Source organism: Pandoraea sp. 64-18 (genome assembly GCF_001899225.1).
GTDB classification, from domain to species: Bacteria; Pseudomonadota; Gammaproteobacteria; order Burkholderiales; family Burkholderiaceae; genus Pandoraea; species Pandoraea cepalis.
The window spans coordinates 204,378-224,230 of the sequence record NZ_MKVU01000013.1; the positions used below are offsets into that span (position 1 = coordinate 204,378).

Consider the following 19,853-nt stretch of genomic DNA (forward strand, 5'->3'; position numbering starts at 1 on the left):
TACTGAAGCCCTTGACGGCCGGCCGCTACGGCCATGGCTTCGAGGCTGTCGACACCGTCGCTTTCGTTCGTGTGGACGTGAAGATCGCCCCGGATCTCGCGGGCTTCGACAAGGCGCGGCAAGGTGCCATCGCGCGCCGCCTCCAGTTCCCCGGTGTCCTCTCGCAGCTCCGGCGCAATCCATGGCAGATCGAGCGCTTCGTAGATCGACGCCTCGTCGCGGCCAGCGATTTTTCGCCCTTGCCGGAACACACCATATTCGTTCAGTTTCAGCCCGCGTGCCTGCGCCATCTTGCGAAGCGCCACGTTGTGCGCCTTCGAACCGGTCAGATAAACGAGCGCCGCGCCATAGCTCGACGCGGCCACCACTCTTAGGTCGACCTGCATGTCATTCATCAGCACCGTGCTTGCCCGCGTGCTTCCGGCGGAGATCACCGATCGCGTCTGATCGTAGGCGAGGAACGCGTGAATCACGGCTTGAGGCCGGCCAGACGCCACAGCGATGTCAAGGTCCCCCACCGTATCCCTGCCCCGCCGGTAGCTGCCCGCGACCGCCATCGCCTGCGCGGTGCCGGTCTCGCGCAGATACGCCATGAGGGGATCGACGGCGCGCATCGCGATATCGAGGCTGAAGCGGCGGTGCCGGTCGAGCCGCGCCTGCACGGCGTCAAGCAGGCGCTGTTCCGTGCGCTGCCCGAATCCGGGCAGCGTACCAATGCGGTGTTCACGGGCTGCGGCGGCCAGATCCTCCATCGTATGCACGTCCAGGTCGTGCTCCAGCCTGTGTACACGACGCGGCCCCAGCCCCGGCAGACTGAGCAACGATTGAATCTGTCCAGGCGTTTCGCGGCGCAGGCGCGTCAGTAGTTCGCTTGCGCCGGTTTCAGCGATCTCGCGCATCTTTCCCGCGAGATCGGCGCCGATGCCCGGCAGTGTCGTGAGGTCGATGCCGCGCGCCAGCAGGACGCCCACGTCCTCGGTCAGCGCACCGATCGTCCTGGCCGCATTGCGGTAGGCCCGAACCCTGAACGGATTCGCATTTTCGACGTCGAGGAGGTCGGCGATTTCGTCGAAGATCGCAACGATCCGGTCGTTGGTCACGCCCGCGCGCGGTACCACGGTGGCGGCAATTTCCTTCGCGATGATTTCAGGCTTTTCGGAGGGTTCTCTCACGCCTTGACTCCAGCAGACATGCGGCGCGACACGCAGGACACCGGGTATTGCACAGGCGCGGCGTGGGCCATTAGCGCGAGCGCAGGCAAGCGACGACCTCGTCATCGCTGACTTGGGGAAATTTTCGGTAGAAGGCGCCCACCGCGCTGAAATCGGCCGGTGTCTCCAGACAGATCACTTCGTCGGCATAGGGCGCGATGTCGCGCAAGGCATCTGGCGGGGCCACCGGCACTGCGCATATCAATCGTGCTGGCCCAAGCTGTCGCACCGAGTGCAAGGCCGCGATGATCGATGCCCCCGTGGCGATGCCGTCGTCCACGACAATCGCCAATCGCCCGTCGGCGCTCGTCCGCTGTCTTCCCGGCGTAAAGCGGGCCCGGCGACGCCGGAGGGTGTCGAGTTGCACCATTCGTTCGTGTTCGACATAGGCACTCTCGCCGCCCGCCAGCTTCGCGTATGGCGTCAGGTACGTCCAGCCGCTCTCGTCCACGGCGCCGACCGCCAGTTCAGGATTGCCAGGGGCGCCCAACTTCCTAACCAGCACAATGTCCAGATCGCCGCCGAGGGCATCGGCCACGATGGCGCCAATCGGAACCCCACCGCGTGGCACGGCCAAAATCAACGGGTGCTTGCCCGAGTACGCGTTGAGTGCCTTGGCTAGCTGGCGTGCGGCATCGGCCCGGTCGATAAATGGCATTGACGTTCTCCTCGAACGGCGGCTAAGCGCCCCCATAAGATCATCCTAGTCATCGGGGGCGGCGCCGGTTTAGCCAAGGTCAAGCATTCCCGTCAGGTGTTCGCACGAAACGGTCTGCGTAAGGATTGCCTGACATGGGGCGTGCGTCTGCCTACAGAGATCTCAGCCGCGCCTGCTTCCCCCCCGACGCGGCCGCCACGATACTTGGTTTCAAGCCCCTACCCCAAAGACAAAACATGCCACTTGAGGGCAGCGCCAGACAGTGCGCGAGTGCGGGAAGGCACATGCAGGAAGACAACCGGAACATTGGGCGCCTGAGCGCGCGCAATCGGTGCATGCAGGCCAATGGCTGGCCGGGAGATGGAGATGTACGAATCACATTTTATGGCCGACGCCGAACGTCGCTTCGGTGCCGTCGACGCGTTTTCAACGGTCAATGACGGCATGTCGAGCGGGCTGATCTCGCATCCCCCCGCCCAGTGCGGCACATGTGTATTGCGACACCTCTGTGTTGCATCGAAGCTGAACGACCACGATGCGGCACGCCTGAAATCTGTCGTGCGTACGTGGCGAATGGTCCGGCAGGGCCATGCGCTTTACCGGACCGGCGATTCGTTCCAGAGTCTCTACGCGGTCCGCTCGGGGTCGTTCAAGACCGTGGCGCAGCATTCGCTGGGGCGCCAATACGTGTCGGGATTTTATCTTCCCGGCGAACTGCTCGGGCTGGACGGCATCGTCGCCGAGTCACACCCCTGCGATGCCTTCGCCCTGGAAGATAGCGCCGTCTGTGTGATCCCATTCCAGCCCCTGGAGGTGCTGTGCCGCGAATTGTCGCCGCTCCAACAGCATATTCACCGGCTCATGAGCGCCGAGATCGTCCGAGAGACGGCGCAAATGGTGTTATTGGGCAGCATGAGTGCCGATCAGCGGGTCGCGACCTTCCTTCTGAATCTTTCGAATCGCTTCGAGCAGCGGGGGTACTCGCCCCGCGAGTTCACATTGCGCATGACGCGCGAAGACATCGGGAGCCATCTCGGCATGAAGCTCGAGACGGTCAGCCGGTCGTTATCGCGGTTTCAGCGCGGTGGCTTGATTCTCGTAGCGGGAAAGCGGATTACGCTGCTGGACCGCGAAGCGCTTGGCGCATGCTGACGGTGCCGACATGGGGGCGGTCGAACGTGCGACGCCTCACCATGCGAGCCAGGTTGCGCACACGTCAGAGGTTTTCGCCCTCGTCGAAGAGATGATGGCGAAGCGCGTAGCGCACCAGTTGCACCTCATTGGGCATCTGCATTTTCTCCATGAGACGCATCTTGTAGGTGCTGACGGTCTTGGGACTGACACACAGCGCATTGGCGATGGTGGTGAGCGGTTCGCCACGCACCAGACGACGATAGACTTCCAGTTCGCGGTTGGACAGGCGTCGATGCGGCACGTCGTCGCCATTTCCCTGGAAGCTCGACGCCAACTTGCCCGCGATCGACTGGCTGACATAGGTGCCGCCCACGGCCACATGATTGATGGCCGTGACGAGTTCTTCCGCCGCGCTTTCCTTGGTCAGGTATCCTGCTGCCCCCGCCTGGAAAGCACGTACGATGTACTGCTCCTCCGAATGCATGGTCAGCACCAGTATGCGCAACGCCGGATGGGAATCGCGCAGCAGCCGGATCAGTTCCAGACCGCTTCTTCCTGGCAGCGACAGATCGAGCAGCAATACGTTGGGAGAGCAATCGTTGACCATCAACGGGATCGCAGCGCCGTCCGCCGCTTCGCCGACGACGTCAAACACGCCCGCCCCCTCCAGGATATGTTTGAGTCCGTCTCGCACTACGGCGTGATCGTCCGCGATCATGATACGCGTCATGCCTTGCCTCCGAATTTGGTGGCAACCGTTTCCCTGAGAGGCTGCCCGGCAGAGCCTTCGATTCGCGTACCCAGCGACACCGGCGAGGCGGTGGCACATTGCGGATGAACCGCATCGGACCGATTTTGAGCCATTCAGTGACCTATGCCCCTGATATAGGGCGGCAATCAACGAGCGCGAACCACCACCGCTCGGGATTGGCTTTGCAACGGTCTGCGAATGCTATTCCGACCCGCAGCCGTTCTTTTGTTAACTAAAGCGTATTTCTCTCAGCTTTCAAGAGATATTACCGTCCAGGATCGGCAGGCGTATCAGCCGAAAAGATGAGAGGAATCCCTCCAAACAACAAATGGGAAGCACGATCCGGCGTTATTGCATCGAGTAAGTGTACCCTGCGGGCGGTTCGTCCCGGCACACGGGAGAATCGCTGCGAATCCGAGCGCCAAGACGAGCTGATTGGCGAATGAAAGTCGTCAATCCATCGAACACACGCCTGGCGCAGCCGAATGCCGTTTTTTGGGGCGCTGCTGGCGTCGATGCGGTCCTGCGCAACGTTTCCAAGACGCTGCATCGTGACGAATTGACTTGTGTCATGGCGCCTTCCCCGCACAGGCATTACAAATGCTGAATACAGACGCGCTCGTCAATCCCTCTGGATCGTGCCAGCGATCCCAAGTGCTTATGAGGTTCTCATGTCTACGCTGCGACAACATTACAAGGCATTCGTTATAGAAGCTCACGCGCAACTTGTCGGTTGCGGCGGATTCGCCGTACCGAGCCACGACCGGCGCTATCTGCCTGTGGCGATCGTGCGCGGCGCAACGGCAAAGCACGACGGCCCTCTGTCGGATGGCACGCCGACTGAAGGCGTTGTGATACAGATCACATTGAACGAGCGGTTGGACGCAGATCCCTATCGCGCGCTCCGATGCGCGATCGATTATGCGTGTCAGGTGATCGACGGGCTGCGGTCGCCCGAATTTGAAGATATGCCGCGCGGCGTCGCGTTCATCCCGCTTCCGCAAACGCTGCACTAGTCCGCCTCGCGAGGGTGCCTGAGCGGCACCCTCGTATGCCGCCTGTGCGGCTTACTGAATGGTCAACTCCCGTTGACCGGCATCGGCCCGCTTTGGCAGGACCAGTTCCAATACCCCGTCGCGATAATTCGCAACGGCCTTGTCCCGGTCCACCGCCTGTGACAACGAGAAGCTGCGGTACATATCGCCTTCATACCGTTCCCGATGCACGAAGTTGCCGTTGTCCTTCTTTTCCGTGGTGTTGCTGAGGTGCGCGCTGATGGACACCTGATTGCCGTCGAGCGCGACCTTGATGTTTTCCTTGCTCACACCGGGTATATCGGCGCGTACGGTAAATTGCTTGTCGTCCTCTTCGACATCGAGCTTGATTTGCATACGCTTCGAACTCTCCAGCGCAAGCGGACGCCAGAACGCGTTACGAATGAGGTTCTCGAACGGTTCGTCGAAACTCAGTGGATCGAATCGGGTGAGGTTTGCCATGACGGACTCCGTGGGGTAAGGGGCGCAGTGCGCCCAGGGGGCTGCGATCCATGTCGCACGTTGTCTAATCTAGATCGCGAGCGCGCCGACGAATTGACTGACATCAAGAGAAACCTCGGCGTCGATCATGAAATCGACGGCGCGAAGGCGTACCCGAGCCAGAGCGCGGCGATCACCAGCACAATGCCGGGAACGACGAGCTTCGCGAAACGTGGCCCCCCGGATACGAACGCCGCAATCCCCTTGACCATGGCGTTTGTCGAGGCCCCGGCCAGTATCGGAAGGCCAACGTCCGTGACGCTGAGCCGGCCCTGTTCGGCCAGCGCAGCGGCACTGGCCGCGATGGAATGCGCGTCCGCCAAGCCGCCCACCAAGGCGACCGCCAGCAAGCCCGATTTCCCGAACCAATGCGAGAGTGCCCCCGAAGCGAACATGGCGACGGACACACTCAGGGTCAGCACCAACGCGGACTTCAAATCGATGGCGGTACCAATGTGGACCATTTGCGGCGTGGCGCACCGGTTCGCGCGCCAAAGCGCCCAAAGGCCGTACGACAGCGCGGCAACGGCGCCAGCGCCGAGCGGAAACGCAAGATGGAGCAACACGGTCGGGAAGACCGTGCCAATCACAATGGCCAACTGCACCATGGTCGAGACGCTGGAGAGCGCGGCTCCCGCGACGGCGGGCAGCAACAAGGCCGGATTTTGCCTGGCCTGAAGGCCCATCGCGCTGATCGTGGCGATACTGGACGCGAACCCGGAAGCGAACCCCGTGACCGGCAATCCCGCGTTCGGCCCAAGCGCGCGTTGGGCAAAATGACCGATCACGGCAATGGAGAGCATGACAACGGTGAAGCGCCATATCGTGGACGGATTGACCGAGTCGAAGACATCGATAGGCCGATTCGGCAGGATAGGCAGAATCACGAGGGCAGCCACCGCGAGCAGAAGCACATCCTGCAACTCGGCTTCCGTCACAACGCGCGTCACGAGACGATGCAAGTGAAAGCGCACCTGCATCACGCTCGCGACGGCCACGGCGATGGCGATCGTTAAGACGGCGTGACGTTGCGCCATCGCACCGAGCAGCAGCGTCAGGATCAGCGAGATCTCGGTCGTGATCCCCGGATCGTCGTGGGGACGCAGGTAGGCGGCGATCAACACGGCGCTGAGCGCCAGCACCACCGCAGCCAGCAGCCAAACGCCCCCCAAGGCCAAGGCGACCGCCCCCAGAACGGCCGTCAGCGCAAACGTCCGGATGCCTGCCGCCGCCCGCTCGCGGCTCGCCCCCTTGCGCCGCTCACGTTCGGCACCGATGAGCAAGCCGATCGCCAGTGCGGTCGCATACGGCAAAATGTCGAGCATGGCTTCGGTCATCGCGCGCCCGTTTATTTCGTTCAGTGCACGGTATAGCATAAGTGACGGGGAGCGTCGGCGCCGCGTCGTGGCGTGCGATGTTGATCGAACGCAATGGCGCTGCCTGTGTACCGTCTATGCTATTAACGATTCATCGATAAGGATCGCCGTGCCCGGCGACTTCGACCATGGAACCTGTCTCCCAACTGCTGTCGCCCCATGGCTTTCCCAAGCCATTCCAGCGGATCCTCGTTGCCGTCGATCCCAGCGGCGCGTCGCTGAACGCCATTCCGTATGCCGGCCATTTCTGTTCGCCGGACACGCAAGTGCTGGTCCTGGGATTCTTCGAGGACCCCGAGGCCTACCTGACGCCCCACTCCCGTACGCCGGCCGATGTCAGCGCCGCGTTCGACGAACTCCGCCGCGACGAACTCGTGGCGCTGGAGGGCGCGCAGGCGGTATTGCAACGTACTGGCGCACAGGTGCACAAGCGGCTGCTCGGGCCGGCGCTGGGCAATCGCGAAATCTCGGCGGGTATTGCCCGAGTGGCCGATGAATGGAATGCCGACCTGGTGGTCGTCGGCGCCGAACCGGCCGCCGGCATCGCCGCCCTTTTGGGCACCAAGGTCTCCGCTGCGCTGGCCGAGCACACCCACCGCGCCATCCTCATGATTCCCAAGAAAGCGACGGAATCGTCACTGCACCACGCGCGTCGGATCCTGTTTGCGGTCGACGGTAGCGAGGCATCGCTGCACGCGGTGCGCGTGGGGATGCAGGTGGCCCCGCCGCATTCGAGCCTGCTGGCCATTTATGTCGAGGACCGCGGGGTCGACGTGTCCGAATTGGAGGAATCCCTGCTCACGCCAACGCCCGCCGTCCCCCGGGCCGAAAATGCACTCGCGCAAGCCTCGGCGATCATGACCGAACTGGGCGCCAAGGGGAACATCGAGCGCCGTGTGTCGCACACGCGCCTGGCGGAAGACGTGGCCGCCACCCTGCTCCGGGAAGCGCAGGAATGGGAGGCGGATCTCGTCGTCGTGGGCGCGCAGGATCGTCATGGGTTGTTCTCATGGTTCAACGGTCATGAGAACGAGCGGGTTGCCCGCGCGATCGATCGCCCGCTGCTGGTCGTCAATCAGGCGGGCTGACGCGTCGGGGCGAGCCCCCCGCGTCCCGGGGTTGATCGCACCGCCGCACACCACGCACGCGCTATGGCGCGGGCGACTTGATGATGAGCACCGGCCGGTCGGCTCGCTGCAGCAGGCGGTTGGCCTCGCTACCGAGCGTGACGCGCGCGAGGCCGCGGCGGCCGTGCGAGCCGGTGACCACGAGATCTGCGCCCACCCGCCGAACCTCCGTCAGCAAGCGATCGGCAATGTGCATATGGCTGTCCATCAACGGTAGCGTCGCGAAATCGGCCGCAACACCCTCGCGCGCCAGAATGTCCAATGCCGCTTCCCGAACGGCCAACGTCTCGGCGTTGAGCGCGTTCTGCATGTCGGCCACCGACGGCAGTGCTGCCGCCATCAAGGGAAAATAAAGTGCCGGGTCGACTTCGACGTAAGCGACGCGAAGCCTCGCCCCGAGCGCCTTGGCGAGCCTCGCGGCGTGGATCAGCGCGGTTTCCGAGGGCGGACTGGCATCGAAAGCCACCAGTATGTTGCGGTACATGATTTCTTCCCCTTGTTTTGCATTCCTTCAACCACCGACGCCACGGCTATTCGCGCTATTCGCAGCGACGTTTCGATGGAACGGTAACGATATCGGCATGACCAAACCCGCGGCTGTAGTCGAGCACCTGAAGCGCCCAGCATTCGAGCTTCACGATGGTGGAGCGACTCGAACCGTGTTCGGGAACGCGTGTCCACGCGTCTGGGAAACGCTCATCGAGCAGTCGCATCGCCAGTACACGCTCGGACGATTCGTCCGGCAAAATTTCGGCAAAGGCGTGGCCCGACAGCGCCTTGATGTCCGGCCATCCGACATAGGGCTTGTAAAGACAGAACGAGACCTGTGCGGCACGCTCGATATTCGCCATCTTGCGGCTATCGCGCCCGGTGGCGAAATAGATGTCGAGTCCGTGATGGACGAAACAAACGACATCGGACTGCGTGTTCCCGTCCGCCATGAGCGTCGCGAGCGACAACTCCCGACACGAGTCCAGCACGTCCAGAATGACGGCCTCCAGGTCTGCGTTCATCAGGCTTCTCCTGCGTCTATCGTGTCCGCGTTGCGGGCGCCACCCCATGGGCATCACCTGGCGCGCTTACTCGACCGTTAGCCGATCCACAACGGCGCATACGCCATGCGTGGTCATGGCCGCTCCCCGGATGGCTTCCTTTTCCGCCAGCGAATGGACCGTGCCGGTCAGCAGCACCTCGCCATTGCCCAGGATGGAAATGTCGAGGTGGCGCGCCTCGCGCTGCGCCTGACGCGCCAGCGCGGCGGCGATATGCCCGACAATTTCCGTGCGATGGGGCCCACTGAGCACCTTGATGTCGTTGATGACGCCCTTGACGCCGCGCAACGTACGAACGGCACTCTCGGCCAACACGCGCTGCGTGTAGGTCTCGACGTCGCCGGCCAGGGACACCCAGCCGTTCTCGACCTTGACGTGCATGCCGTCGTCCGGCAGGCCGGCGTGCCACTTCAGCACGGCAAGCGCGGCTCTTGCGATATCGGCATCGGTATGACGATCCTTCGACATCGGCACGACTTCCAGTCCGATCACAATCGCGCGCGCCCCCGCGACCCGCGCCGCGACGCGCTCGGCTTCGCACTTCTCAAAGAAACTCGCGACCTCGCCCGAGAGCGTGACAATGCCGTCGCGCACCTCGACGCCAATCTCGCTGGCATGAACGTTAGTGTCGCGCGCGAGTTCGTCCATCACGTCGCGCTGCAGTTGAGCATCAGTCTTCATGGGGTACTCCGTGCCACAGAATAGGGATGGCGCCATCGCAAACGTCGCTGACAGTTGCGGGTATCGCGCCGGGTTCTTTCACCTTAGCGCCTGAGTGGGCGCATTGCCGGCCTCTCTCGGCAGCGCTTGACCGACATCAATTTCATGCAGGACGTCACGCGCCGCACGCAAGCCGCGCGAGCTTGATTCGCATCAACCCGATGGCGGGAATCTCGCCGCCGAGCGGGCTGGCCGCGTTATAACAAAACATGCCTGCGCGGCAATCCGTCTTGTCGCAGGCGAATGCGCGGGTGACCCATGCGAGGAGGAAGGAAATGAGCTTACGGAGAATTTGTGTCCACATAGACGACACCGCGACGAGCGCGGCACGGCTGCGCTTCAGCGGGCTGCTTGCCCGCCACCATGACGCCAGTCTCGCGGGAATCTACGTGCCCCACCGCCCGGGCGCGGTGCATTCAGGACAACGCGAATCGTCCGGTGACCACTACCGGACGGAGGGGCGCGCTCAGACGGCGTTGCACGCGGCCGAGCATTTGTTCCAGGAGGTTTGTGCCGAACACGACATCGCCGGAGACTGGCATGCGCCGTTCGGCGCGCCGACGACCATCCTGTCGAACTTTGCCAAAGGCACCGACCTGTGCATCGTCGGGCAACCCGACTCACCGGGTGGGGTCGCCGCCCTCGGTGTCGATGGCATCGGCGACATCGTCGTCTCGGCAGGCGTACCGGTGCTCGGACTTCCGCACAACGTGACGCTGCCACAGGAAATCCGGCGCATCGTGATTGCCTGGAACGGCTCGCGTGAAGCCAGACGTGCGATCGGCGACGCCTGGCAACTGCTCGGGCGCGCACAGGACATCTTCGTCGTCGGCATCAACCGCTCCCCGGCGGGCGACGACCCGTCACTGACGGAGATCGTGCACCTGCTGGAGAAACACGGATTGCGCGCGAAGCCGGTGTCGATCCGACAGGACACCGAAGCCAGCGATGGTGTTCAGTTGTTGGCCGTTACCGAGGAGTACGAAGCGGACTTGCTGGTCATGGGCGCCTACGGACACGGCCCGACGCGTGAACTCGTGTTCGGTGGCGCAACACGCACGGTGCTCAAGCACATGTCCACGCCGGTGCTGCTGTCCCACTGACGTGATCCCGCACTGCAGTCGTCGGCGCGCCAGCGCTGTCGGCTGCGGTGATCTCCCACCGACTACATCAGCAGCATCGCCACAGCCGCCGCGCCCATCACTCCGGTAGCCATCCAGCCCAAGACGAGAATGGGCCAACGCGCCGTGAATTGACCCATCACCGATTTCCTCGACGCGAGCAGTAGTACGACAACCATCAGCGGCACCGCCACGACGCCATTGATGACGGCACTCCAGAACAATGCCTTCATTGGGCTGATCGGCGAATACTGGATCGCGGTGGCAGCGAGCATGCTGAGCGCGATAATGCCGTAGAAGCCGTGCGCGGCGCTGGGCTTGCGCTCGAGCCCCTCCTTCCAGTGCATGGCCTCGGCCATCGCATAGGCGCCGGACCCCGCCAGCACCGGCACCCCGATCAGACCCACGCTCACGATACCAACGCTGAAGAGCGCATACGCCAGGTCGCCGGCCAGCGGCCGCAACGCGCTAGCCGCCTGCGCCGCGGTATCGATGCTCCGGATGCCGCTGGCGTGGAGCGTGACGGCAGTCGCCAGCATCACGAAAAAGGCGGTGATGTCCGAGTAGAACATCCCGGTCCAGGTGTCCCATCCGATTCGCCGAAGCTCGCCGCTGGCAGCAACGGCGGCCACGTTATCGTCCTTCAGCGGCAACGCCGTGGGGTCCCGTTCCATCTCCTCCACCTCCTCCGAGGTCTGCCAGAAGAAGAGATAGGGGCTGATAGTCGTGCCGAACACCCCCACAATGACGGCCGCGCTGGCCGAATCGATGGTGAGATCGGGCCATAGCGTACGCATGGCCACCTGTCGCCACGGTACATGCACCGTCAACAGGACGGCGGCGTAGGCGAGCAACGACACGGTCAGCCATTTCAGGAAGACAACGTAGCGGTGGTAAGGCACGAAGACCTGCAGGAGCAGCGAGCCGAGCGCGAAGCCGATGGTCATCCAATGTCGATCGATGCCGCTGGTCAGTTCCGCCACCTCGCCCATCGCGGCCAGATCGGCCGCAATATTGAGCGTATTGGCAAAGAGGAGCAGGATGATCACGCCGCGCAGGACAATCGGCGGAAATGCCGTCTCGATATTGGCGGCAAGCCCTTTGCCCGTGACGCGACCGATGCGCGCGCAGATCAACTGCATGGCCGCCATCAAGGGGAATGCGAGCGGCATGGTCCACAGCATGTTGAGCCCATACTGCGCGCCCGCCTGGGTGTAGGTGACGACACCGCTCGGATCGTCGTCCGCGACGCCCGTGATCAGCCCGGGGCCCACGCGCCTGAGCGGATGCTCGTTCAGCCGTTTGCGCAGCCCCTGTAGCCACATCGACGACCGCTCACCCTGTGTTTCCAGCCCCATTCCCGCCCTCGCGACTCAAGACGCCTCGCGCGCCTGCCCTTGGCGCGGACTCGTGATTTCGGGCAACGTCACACTTACGAAACCACCGATTCCAGGGCGCGCCTTGGCGCGTGGGCCTGCGAGGGGCCTCGGCCCACGCGCAGCAGGATCTGCGGATAGTCCCCGCTGCCTGTCATGGCACCGATGGCCGAGCGCAATGTCTCGACTTCGATCGGCTGGTTGAGGAACGAGGCATCAAACCCCTGGGACGTGAGCGTCAGTAACACCCGCTGCATGGCCTGCCCGGCCAACAGCCAGTTTTCAGGGTCGTCCGAGCGCGTTGCCAGGCAGACGAGCAAGGGCGAACCCTCCACAAGACGGCGGTGGCTTGCCGCCAGTCCGCCGCCGACGTCAAATGTACGCACGACGGTGGCCAGGATCGGAGACGCGAAGTCGAGCAGGCTTGCCGCGCTTGCCGAGTAGCTTGCCATGCCGTCATCGCGCCGCGCGGCATTGATCCACAATGCCAGTTCGCGGCGAAAGCGCGGATCTCCCAGTTGGATTCGATCCGCCTGATCGATCAGGTCGGCCAGTCGCAAGCGCTCCGCGTCGTTCGCTGTCGGGGCGAGTTGGGCGCCTTCCGCCTCGGCCGCCGCCTGTAGCGACGCGATCGTCGCTTGCGGCAGCGGCGCCGGGTCGAAGGCCTGACGATTGGTCACCCGATTGGGGATGGCCGCGAACAGCGCTGCAATCTGTCCGTCCACGAACCCCTCGTCCGAGATTTGCACACTCGCGAGCACGTCGGGCTCGGCGCTCGATGGCATGATCCGGATCACATACGGGCAACGGAAGTGGCTGAGGGCGACGCGCAGATTGAACAAGGCCGCCCCGCAACTGATCGCCAGCTCGCGGTCATACGTGTCGCTGACCGGCAACGCCCGGGTGCGGTCGGCACACAACAGGACCGTGTCGTCGCTGATCACAAAGCGCCACGGCTGCGTGTTATGCGTGGAGGGCGCGAGGATGGCGTATTGCAGGCAGAATCTCAGCCGCTCGGCGGCCGTCGCGGTTCTGGCGAACGCCTGATCGTCGACGGTCCACGCCTGGCGTAAGTTGTCCTTGGATCGGGGCACGAAAACCTCCTTTGGTCTAGGGCACGACGACACGGGTAGCGCGACGTGAAATCGGCCCGGCAGGCGCTTGGTGAGCGAGCTTATTGAGTTTATCGAGCGTTTCAAGCGTATTGATCGTATTGCCTGAAGTCTGGTGCAATGGCCGCGATTGCGCATTGACGAACGTCAATGGGCGACAGCGCCGCCCGCGAGGCGCCGCGGGCTTATCCGCGGAAAATGTCGAACGGCTCGATCCGCAACACTTTGCGAATGCCGATATAGCTGGAAATCGCCGCGATCAGCAGCACCATCGTAAAGGAGAACGCGAGATTCCAGAACGTGGTGATGGCGGCGTAGTTTGGCAACGTGCGCTTGGCAAGGGCAATCACCAGCGTGACCAGGCCCACGCCGATGCCATATCCCGTCAATGCGGTAAATGCGGCCATGAACAGAATCATCTTCACCAGTTCGCTGCCTTTTGCGCCGATCGCTTTCAGCGCGCCGAATTTGTCCAGGTTTTCGAGCACGAACGAATAGAACGTCTGGCCCGAAATGGAGACCCCCACGATGAAACTGATGATGGTCATGAGCAGAATATTGGTACCGATGCCGGTCCGGTACGTGTAGAAGTTCGCAACGCGCTGATTGAACTCGTCCTTGGTGAGCGCGATGTAGCCCAGCTTGGCCACCTGCCGCTTGATGGCCGGGATCGCCGCCGGCGACTTGGGCTGCACGAGAATGTAGGAGATGGTGAAGCGCGTACCCGGGATGTATTCGACGGCCCGGCTGTACGTCGTATAGAGCGTTGGCACGCCGTTCAAACCGTTCGCGGAGACGTTCGCCAGGCCCACGACCACGCCGCGAAAGTCATTGATTTCGAACGTGGTGCCGATCGCCGGATGTTCCAGCTTGGCGATTTCCGGATCGTCGACGACCACGAACGCGTTGTCGGCATAGATGTCCAGAATGTCCCCCTTTTCCATATGCGGGCGGCCAAACAGACTCGCATCGTCGAGGCCGACCACGCTCACCGACTGGTAGACGCCGCTGGCCAGCCTGACCTGCGCGCCACCGATGTACAACGGCGCGGCATATTTGACACCGTCCATGCTCAGTACCGCGTCCAGCAGGAAATTGGGCAGCGGAAAGGCGGAGTTCGGTGTATTGACCGCGGGATCGATGACCCACATCTCGGCGCCGACATTCGTGACGGTCGAGTAGGCACGGTTCAGGATGCCCGCGAACATCGCCGTCATCTGCGTCATCAGGAAGACTGCGAACACGATGCCCACCAACAGGGCCGAGAACTTGGCCTTGTCGTTCACGAGCAACCGGAAGCCGATACGCATGATGCCGGTGGATTGCATGCTCACCCTCCCCGGATATCGGAGGCACCCATCATTGCTGCCCAATGAAGACGTCGACGAGCAGTCCCGGATAAATCCTCGGCAAGTCTGCCGTCTTGAACCGGAAAATGACGGGCAGGACACGCAGATCGACCTTTTCCCGGCGCTGGTTGGCCAACTCGATTTTCGGCGATACGAGCGGCTGTACGCGAACGAACTCCAGCGGTACCTTCAGATCGGTGCCTCGCACGGAGAGCTGCGCGCGGATGTGATCGGCCGCCGGGAGCCGCGACACCAGGATTTCATCGATGTAACAACGTACCGCCAGATAGTCTTGGGGCCCGCCCATGACAATCAGGGGATCGAACCCGGCCGTGTACGTATCGTAGACACCCTGCGAGGAGACATAGCTGCCCACGGTGGCGTTCAGTGCCAACACCACGCCGTCCGATTTGGCCGTGATCGCATATTTCTGCAATAGGGCGTTGGCCGCGCTATAGGCTTGGGACAGCGCGTCATATTGGTGCGCCTGATTGTCCACGTCATAGCGCCACGCGCCTGCGCGAATCAGCGCATATTGGCTTTGTGCGACTTCCAGTGCCGCGCTGGCCTGACCGACCGCGTCGCGGGCCGTATCGAGCACGTCTTTGCTGATCGAGCGGTTGTCCATCTCATAAGAGGCTCGCCGCTTGTCGTACTGGTCCTGCGCGGCCGTCAGATTCGCGCGCGCCTGGTCGACCTGCGCCTTGGCGACGGCCAGGGTTTCCTTCCTTGGCTCAGCCTTCAGTTGGTCGAGCACGACACCGGCTGCGAGCATCTGGGCGTGCAGCTGTTCGGTCGTGGCCCGTTGAACCGCATCGTCGATACGCAGCAACGTCGCGCCAGCGCGCACCTTGTCGCCTTCATGCACAAGCACCTGAGTGATGACGCCCGAGACCTCCGGGTACAGGTTGATATTGGCGCCCCCGCCCTGCTCGCTTTCCACGATACCGGTCGCGTAGATCGCGGCCGGATACGGATTGCTCACCGGCGTGAAGACGGGCGCTTCCGGCTTACGCTCGATCGAGAAAACGTAAGCGCCCAGCACGGCGGCAAGAATGCCCGCGCCGGAGACAATGAAGAGCCATGGGTTTTTCACGAAAGCCCCCCAGTCGCCGAGACGATGCGTCCGTCCTCCATATGAATGATCCGGTCCGCGTATTCGTTGATGCGGGCGTCGTGCGTCACGATGACGATGCATCGGTTCCGGTCCAGGATCTTCTGCTTGACGAAAGCGATGATCATCCGGCCCGTATCGCCGTCCAGCGACGCCGTCGGCTCGTCGAGCACCAGTATCTGAGGGGCGCCGATGATCGCCCTGGCAATCGCCACGCGTTGCTGCTCGCCGCCCGAGAGCTTGACGGGCACCACCTCGGTACGGTCCTTCAGTCCGACGATCGCCAGACTCTGGCGGGCCGCCTCGAGCGCATCGTTCCAGTTCCTGTGCTTGAGAATGAGCGGTATCGCCACATTTTCCGCGCTCGTCAGCCTCGGGAACAGGTGATAGTCCTGGAACACGAATCCGATCGTGTTCAGCCGAAAATCCGCCAGATCGTCTTTCGACAACGTCCAGATATCGCTGCCGCCCACCCACACCTTGCCGGCGTCGGGACGCAGGATGCCGGAGAGCAGGCTAAGGAGCGTGGTTTTCCCGCTTCCCGACGGTCCGACGATGAAGAGCATCTCGCCAAAATGGGCGACCAAGTCGACGGCATTGACGGCCGTCGTGCGGGCCGGCCCTTCCCCGAACCCTTTGGTCAGTCCGGTGGCGACGATGGCTTCGGTGACGGGTGCGCCGGGCATATGGATGAGCTTCCACGGTGACGAGCGAGCGTAGCGTCAGGACGCGAGGGGGACTCACGCGATCAACGACGACGCCCCGCCGCCGATCAGCCGCGCGCGGCGTTTTGCGCCGACGCCGCCGGCCTTGCCCTCGGCGCGCCCTGATCGACCGGATCCGAGAGTGAGCCGAACGCGCTCATCGCCGTTTGGGTCAGTTCGCCCCACGCCGTCCACCAATTGGCGGGGCTTTGCGTATCCATCGCCTCGCCTGCCGTCTCGGAGAACACCTGTTGCCATGCCTTCTGCGCCGCTGAGTACTGCTCGGCCCAGACCGTGGGCCCGCGGGCACTCATTTTCACCAGCCCTTGCCAGATCAGGTTCTGCATTGCCAACTGCTGATTCATGAAGGCAAGCTGGCTATTGAAGAGCGCGCTGAAATCCGACGCACTTTCCAGTGCACTGGCGAACGCCTTGTCGGCCTCGATCAGACCTTCGTCGGCCTTTAGCTGCATCTGCCGCAGACACTGCACGTTCTCAACCCAGTTCCTGTGAGCATCGAGCGCCGCGAACACTTGCGCCTTGCACAGACTCAAGGGGGGAGTCAGGGCCTTGGACATCGTCGCGTCTCCCGAATGGATTGCGGGTCACACGACGTGACCGCAACGCGCGAAAAAAATCGCCCGCCGAAGCGGGCAGAAACCCAACTTGCCTGCGTTCGGAACGGGGCCGTATCCGAACGCAAGTGCCGGAGGACCGGCAAGATCGGGTGTCGCTTGCGTCGGTTGTGTTGGAACCGGCGATGTCTCCACGATAGTCCGTTGCCGCGGCCCAGGCCTTGACATATCTCAACGTCGGCCGATGCGTTGTTCACAAGAAACACGGGGAGAGGCACCGTTTGATGCACGTCAACGTCTCACCGGACACCCGCCGCCTACCGCGCCTGCCGGCACTACGCTGGGAAGCTAAGGCACCGCTGATATCCGCCCTGAATCCGCGCTGACGGGACGCTCGTCCGTAGCGCTCTGCAAGGAATACGCACTGTGTCAGACGACATCGAGAAGTCACCGGAAGCAGAGGCCGTCGGTCGTCCCGACCTGCGAGGCTCGTCGCCGGGAGAAGCCGATACCCACGCCGACCTTCCGTTCACCGGACGCCGGCTGCGCGCCCGCAGCGTCCAAATCGACACATTGCGCGAGGCCGTTGCCTACCTTCGGCGCGATAGCCTGATCTGCCGCTCGGAAGGTTTCGCGGCGCAGACGCGTCTGCAGCTTGAATACGGGGCGGCAAGCGTCGTCGCAACGCTACAGACCGTGACGGGCGATTGGGTGGAACTCGACGAGATCGGTTTGAGCGAAGCCGCCCTGGCCGCGCTCGACGTGTCCGAGGGCGAATGGGTGCGCGTGCGTCACATGCCGCCGATCGAGTCCTTTCGCCACGTGCGAGGCCGGATGTTCGGCGAAGCGTTTACGCCCGCAGAACTCGATGAGGTGATCGGCGATATTGCCGCCGGCCGCTATTCCTCCATCCATATCTCGGCATTTCTGACCGCATGCACGGGGAATCGGCTCTCGGACGACGAGATCATTTCCCTCACGCGCGCGATGGTGGCTACGGGCGAGACCCTCCATTGGCAGGCGGACTGCATCGTCGACAAGCACAGCATTGGAGGCCTGCCGGGCAATCGCACCACACCGATCGTGGTCGCAATCGTGTCATCGCAAGGACTCATCATGCCGAAGACGTCGTCTCGCGCGATCACGTCGCCCGCGGGGACCGCCGACACCATGGAAACGCTGGCCCCGGTCGATCTGCGTGCCGACGAGATGCGCCGGGTCGTGGACGCCGTCGGGGGCTGCATCGTCTTTGGCGGCGCGGCGGGCCTCAGCCCGGCCGACGACATTCTGATTCAGGTGGAGCGCCCGCTCGATCTGGACAGCGAAGCGCAGATGATGGCGTCCATCCTGTCGAAGAAGCTGGCCGTCGGCGCCACGCACGTGCTGATCGACGTGCCGGTCGGCCTGACCGCCAAGATTCGCTCTCAGTACGCCAGCACCCTGTTTTCCGAACGGCTGCGCACAATCGGCCGGGCGCTCGGACTCGATGTTTCGACCTATGTGTGCGCGGGCGACCAACCGGTCGGCCGCGGTATCGGCCCCAGTCTGGAGGCGCGCGACGTGCTGTCCGTGCTGCAAAATCGCAGCAACGCCCCGGCCGATCTCGCGGACAAGAGCGTGGATATCGCCGGCCGACTCCTGGAAATGGGCGGCAAGGCCCTGCCGGGCGAAGGCCAGGCATGTGCACACCGCATTCTGTCCAGTGGGCTCGCATGGCGGCAATTCCAGAGAATCTGCGAGGCCCAGGGCGGCATGCGCGAGCCATTGGTCGGGCGGCATAGCAAACCCGTAACGGCCCGCCACAGCGGCGTGGTCACCGCCATCGACAATCGCCATCTGGCGCGGGTGGCAAAGCTGGCGGGCGCGCCGGCCGCGCCGAGGGCAGGGGTGGTCTTCGAAGCCCCCATCGGAACCCACGTGGTTTCGAGACAGCCCTTGTTCACTATCTATGCGGAAAGCGAGGGAGAACTCGACTACGCGTACGAGTACGCGTGCCGCTTTCCAGCCATCGTCGCTGTGGGGGAATCATGAAGGATGTCGTGGTCTATTCCATGCCCGGAGATGAGTCCGTGGCACGATCGCTCGCTCACGCCGTTGCTTGTCCGGTGCAGCGCCTGGATATCCATCGCTTTCCGGATGGCGAACAACGGGTGGCGCTCGAAGGGCCTCTGAGCGGGAAGGCGGTCGTCATCGTCTGCGCGCTCCACCGCCCCGACGCCAAGATATTGCCCCTGATTTTCGCGGCGGACACCGCGCGAGACCTCGGCGCGCGGAGCGTCGTCCTCGTGGCGCCGTACTTGTGCTATCTGCGTCAGGACGCCCGGTTCCATCCGGGCGAATCCGTGTCCGCCTACAGCTTCGGCCGGCTGCTCAGCGCCCACATCGATGGCCTGGTGACGATCGAGCCGCACCTGCACCGGCTGCCGTCGCTCTCGGCGGCCTATGCCGTTCCGGTGCGCTCTCCTCATGCCGTCGCCGCCACGGCCGAGTGGATCTCGGCGAACGTGACGAATCCGCTTATCGTGGGGCCGGACGACGAAAGCGAAGCGTGGGTGGCACAGATCGGCGAGCGCATCGGCGCGCCATCGGTCGTCGCACACAAGACCCGAGAGGCCGACGCCAAGGTCACTGTCCGGTTGCAGGTGCCAGCGACGTTGTCGAAACGCACGGCGGTGATCGTCGACGACATTCTGGCGAGCGGGCAAACGATGGTGGCCACCGTCAAGGCACTGGTTCGCGCCGGCTTTGGCAACCCGATCTGCATTGCCGTGCATGGACTGTTCGACGGCATCAGCGTCGACGATCTCGTCGCCGCTGGTGCCAGCCGGGTCGTGACGGCCAACACCGTGCCGCACGCCTCTAACGCCATCGATGTGACGCCGGCGCTGGCCGAGGCGTTGCGCGACCTGCTCGATACACTTCCGAAAGCGCCATGATC

21 protein-coding genes are annotated in these 19,853 nt (G+C 63.4%); 7 read left to right on the top strand and 14 right to left on the bottom strand.

Annotation, left to right across the window (positions count from 1 at the left end; all coding sequences use genetic code 11):
* The coding region (locus tag BGP02_RS11925; protein WP_286798581.1) for a DNA polymerase/3'-5' exonuclease PolX at positions 1–1,172 on the bottom strand (1,172 nt) is incomplete at its 3' end.
* A 70-nt stretch (positions 1,173–1,242) separates the two neighbouring features.
* A complete protein-coding gene (locus BGP02_RS11930) occupies positions 1,243–1,869 on the bottom strand; it encodes a phosphoribosyltransferase (RefSeq protein ID WP_150564700.1) in 627 nt (208 codons plus the stop codon).
* 366 nt (positions 1,870–2,235) lie between these two features.
* Between BGP02_RS11930 and BGP02_RS11935 the strand changes: the two genes are divergently transcribed.
* Entirely contained in the window at positions 2,236–3,021 is a 786-nt protein-coding gene (locus tag BGP02_RS11935) for a helix-turn-helix domain-containing protein (protein WP_286798582.1), read from the top strand.
* A gap of 64 nt (positions 3,022–3,085) precedes the next feature.
* Here BGP02_RS11935 and BGP02_RS11940 read toward each other — a convergent pair whose 3' ends face one another.
* Entirely contained in the window at positions 3,086–3,733 is a 648-nt protein-coding gene (locus BGP02_RS11940) for a response regulator (protein WP_286798584.1), read from the bottom strand.
* 463 nt (positions 3,734–4,196) lie between these two features.
* Between BGP02_RS11940 and BGP02_RS11945 the strand changes: the two genes are divergently transcribed.
* The gene (locus BGP02_RS11945; protein WP_286798586.1) at positions 4,197–4,361 is read left to right on the top strand and encodes a hypothetical protein; all 165 of its coding nucleotides are present in this window, start codon (positions 4,197–4,199) and stop codon (positions 4,359–4,361) included.
* Between the two features lie 64 nt (positions 4,362–4,425).
* Positions 4,426–4,770 carry a hypothetical protein gene (locus tag BGP02_RS11950; RefSeq protein ID WP_017234454.1) on the top strand — a complete coding sequence of 115 codons (345 nt, stop codon included), beginning with the start codon at positions 4,426–4,428 and terminating at the stop codon, positions 4,768–4,770.
* Between the two features lie 51 nt (positions 4,771–4,821).
* Here the strand turns inward: BGP02_RS11950 and BGP02_RS11955 are convergent, their stop codons facing one another.
* Positions 4,822–5,250: an Hsp20/alpha crystallin family protein gene (locus BGP02_RS11955; RefSeq protein WP_130026005.1), complete on the bottom strand. Its 429-nt coding sequence runs from the start codon at positions 5,248–5,250 to the stop codon at positions 4,822–4,824.
* 125 nt (positions 5,251–5,375) lie between these two features.
* Positions 5,376–6,626 carry an MgtC/SapB family protein gene (locus tag BGP02_RS11960; RefSeq protein ID WP_286798588.1) on the bottom strand — a complete coding sequence of 417 codons (1,251 nt, stop codon included), beginning with the start codon at positions 6,624–6,626 and terminating at the stop codon, positions 5,376–5,378.
* Between the two features lie 167 nt (positions 6,627–6,793).
* On the opposite strand from BGP02_RS11960, the gene BGP02_RS11965 reads away from it, so the two are divergent.
* Positions 6,794–7,753: a universal stress protein gene (locus BGP02_RS11965; protein ID WP_286798589.1), complete on the top strand. Its 960-nt coding sequence runs from the start codon at positions 6,794–6,796 to the stop codon at positions 7,751–7,753.
* 61 nt (positions 7,754–7,814) lie between these two features.
* On the opposite strand, the gene BGP02_RS11970 is transcribed toward BGP02_RS11965, so the two are convergent.
* The 3 genes from BGP02_RS11970 to BGP02_RS11980 all read right to left on the bottom strand — a co-directional run bounded on the left by BGP02_RS11970 (position 7,815) and on the right by BGP02_RS11980 (position 9,525).
* Complete coding sequence (locus BGP02_RS11970) at positions 7,815–8,276, bottom strand: universal stress protein (RefSeq protein WP_017234450.1); 462 nt, start codon at positions 8,274–8,276, stop codon at positions 7,815–7,817.
* Between the two features lie 55 nt (positions 8,277–8,331).
* Positions 8,332–8,805: a pyridoxamine 5'-phosphate oxidase family protein gene (locus BGP02_RS11975; protein ID WP_017234449.1), complete on the bottom strand. Its 474-nt coding sequence runs from the start codon at positions 8,803–8,805 to the stop codon at positions 8,332–8,334.
* Positions 8,806–8,871: 66 nt separating this feature from the next.
* Positions 8,872–9,525, bottom strand: a complete 654-nt coding sequence (locus tag BGP02_RS11980; protein ID WP_017234448.1) for a BON domain-containing protein — start codon at positions 9,523–9,525, stop codon at positions 8,872–8,874.
* 314 nt (positions 9,526–9,839) lie between these two features.
* Here BGP02_RS11980 and BGP02_RS11985 point away from each other — a divergent pair, with 314 nt between their 5' ends.
* A complete protein-coding gene (locus BGP02_RS11985) occupies positions 9,840–10,667 on the top strand; it encodes a universal stress protein (RefSeq protein ID WP_157211495.1) in 828 nt (275 codons plus the stop codon).
* 62 nt (positions 10,668–10,729) lie between these two features.
* Here BGP02_RS11985 and BGP02_RS11990 read toward each other — a convergent pair whose 3' ends face one another.
* From BGP02_RS11990 to BGP02_RS12015, 6 genes are all read right to left on the bottom strand, one after another.
* Complete coding sequence (locus tag BGP02_RS11990; RefSeq protein WP_157211494.1) at positions 10,730–12,043, bottom strand: NRAMP family divalent metal transporter; 1,314 nt, start codon at positions 12,041–12,043, stop codon at positions 10,730–10,732.
* A 74-nt stretch (positions 12,044–12,117) separates the two neighbouring features.
* Positions 12,118–13,155: an Acg family FMN-binding oxidoreductase gene (locus BGP02_RS11995; protein ID WP_261938577.1), complete on the bottom strand. Its 1,038-nt coding sequence runs from the start codon at positions 13,153–13,155 to the stop codon at positions 12,118–12,120.
* Positions 13,156–13,358: 203 nt separating this feature from the next.
* Positions 13,359–14,501, bottom strand: a complete 1,143-nt coding sequence (locus BGP02_RS12000) for an ABC transporter permease (protein ID WP_017234443.1) — start codon at positions 14,499–14,501, stop codon at positions 13,359–13,361.
* Positions 14,502–14,532: 31 nt separating this feature from the next.
* Complete coding sequence (locus BGP02_RS12005) at positions 14,533–15,618, bottom strand: HlyD family secretion protein (RefSeq protein WP_017234442.1); 1,086 nt, start codon at positions 15,616–15,618, stop codon at positions 14,533–14,535.
* Positions 15,615–16,322 (bottom strand): ABC transporter ATP-binding protein, encoded by a 708-nt coding sequence (locus tag BGP02_RS12010; RefSeq protein ID WP_261938574.1) that lies wholly within the window; start codon positions 16,320–16,322, stop codon positions 15,615–15,617. The genes BGP02_RS12005 and BGP02_RS12010 overlap by 4 nt, the downstream gene beginning before the upstream one ends.
* An 86-nt stretch (positions 16,323–16,408) precedes the next feature.
* Complete coding sequence (locus tag BGP02_RS12015; RefSeq protein WP_157211493.1) at positions 16,409–16,918, bottom strand: hypothetical protein; 510 nt, start codon at positions 16,916–16,918, stop codon at positions 16,409–16,411.
* A gap of 423 nt (positions 16,919–17,341) precedes the next feature.
* On the opposite strand from BGP02_RS12015, the gene BGP02_RS12020 reads away from it, so the two are divergent.
* On the top strand, positions 17,342–18,946 hold the full coding sequence (locus BGP02_RS12020) for a thymidine phosphorylase family protein (RefSeq protein ID WP_268567816.1): 1,605 nt from the start codon (positions 17,342–17,344) through the stop codon (positions 18,944–18,946).
* Positions 18,943–19,851, top strand: a complete 909-nt coding sequence (locus tag BGP02_RS12025; protein ID WP_286798590.1) for a ribose-phosphate diphosphokinase — start codon at positions 18,943–18,945, stop codon at positions 19,849–19,851. The genes BGP02_RS12020 and BGP02_RS12025 overlap by 4 nt, the downstream gene beginning before the upstream one ends.
* Positions 19,852–19,853 lie beyond the last annotated feature (2 nt).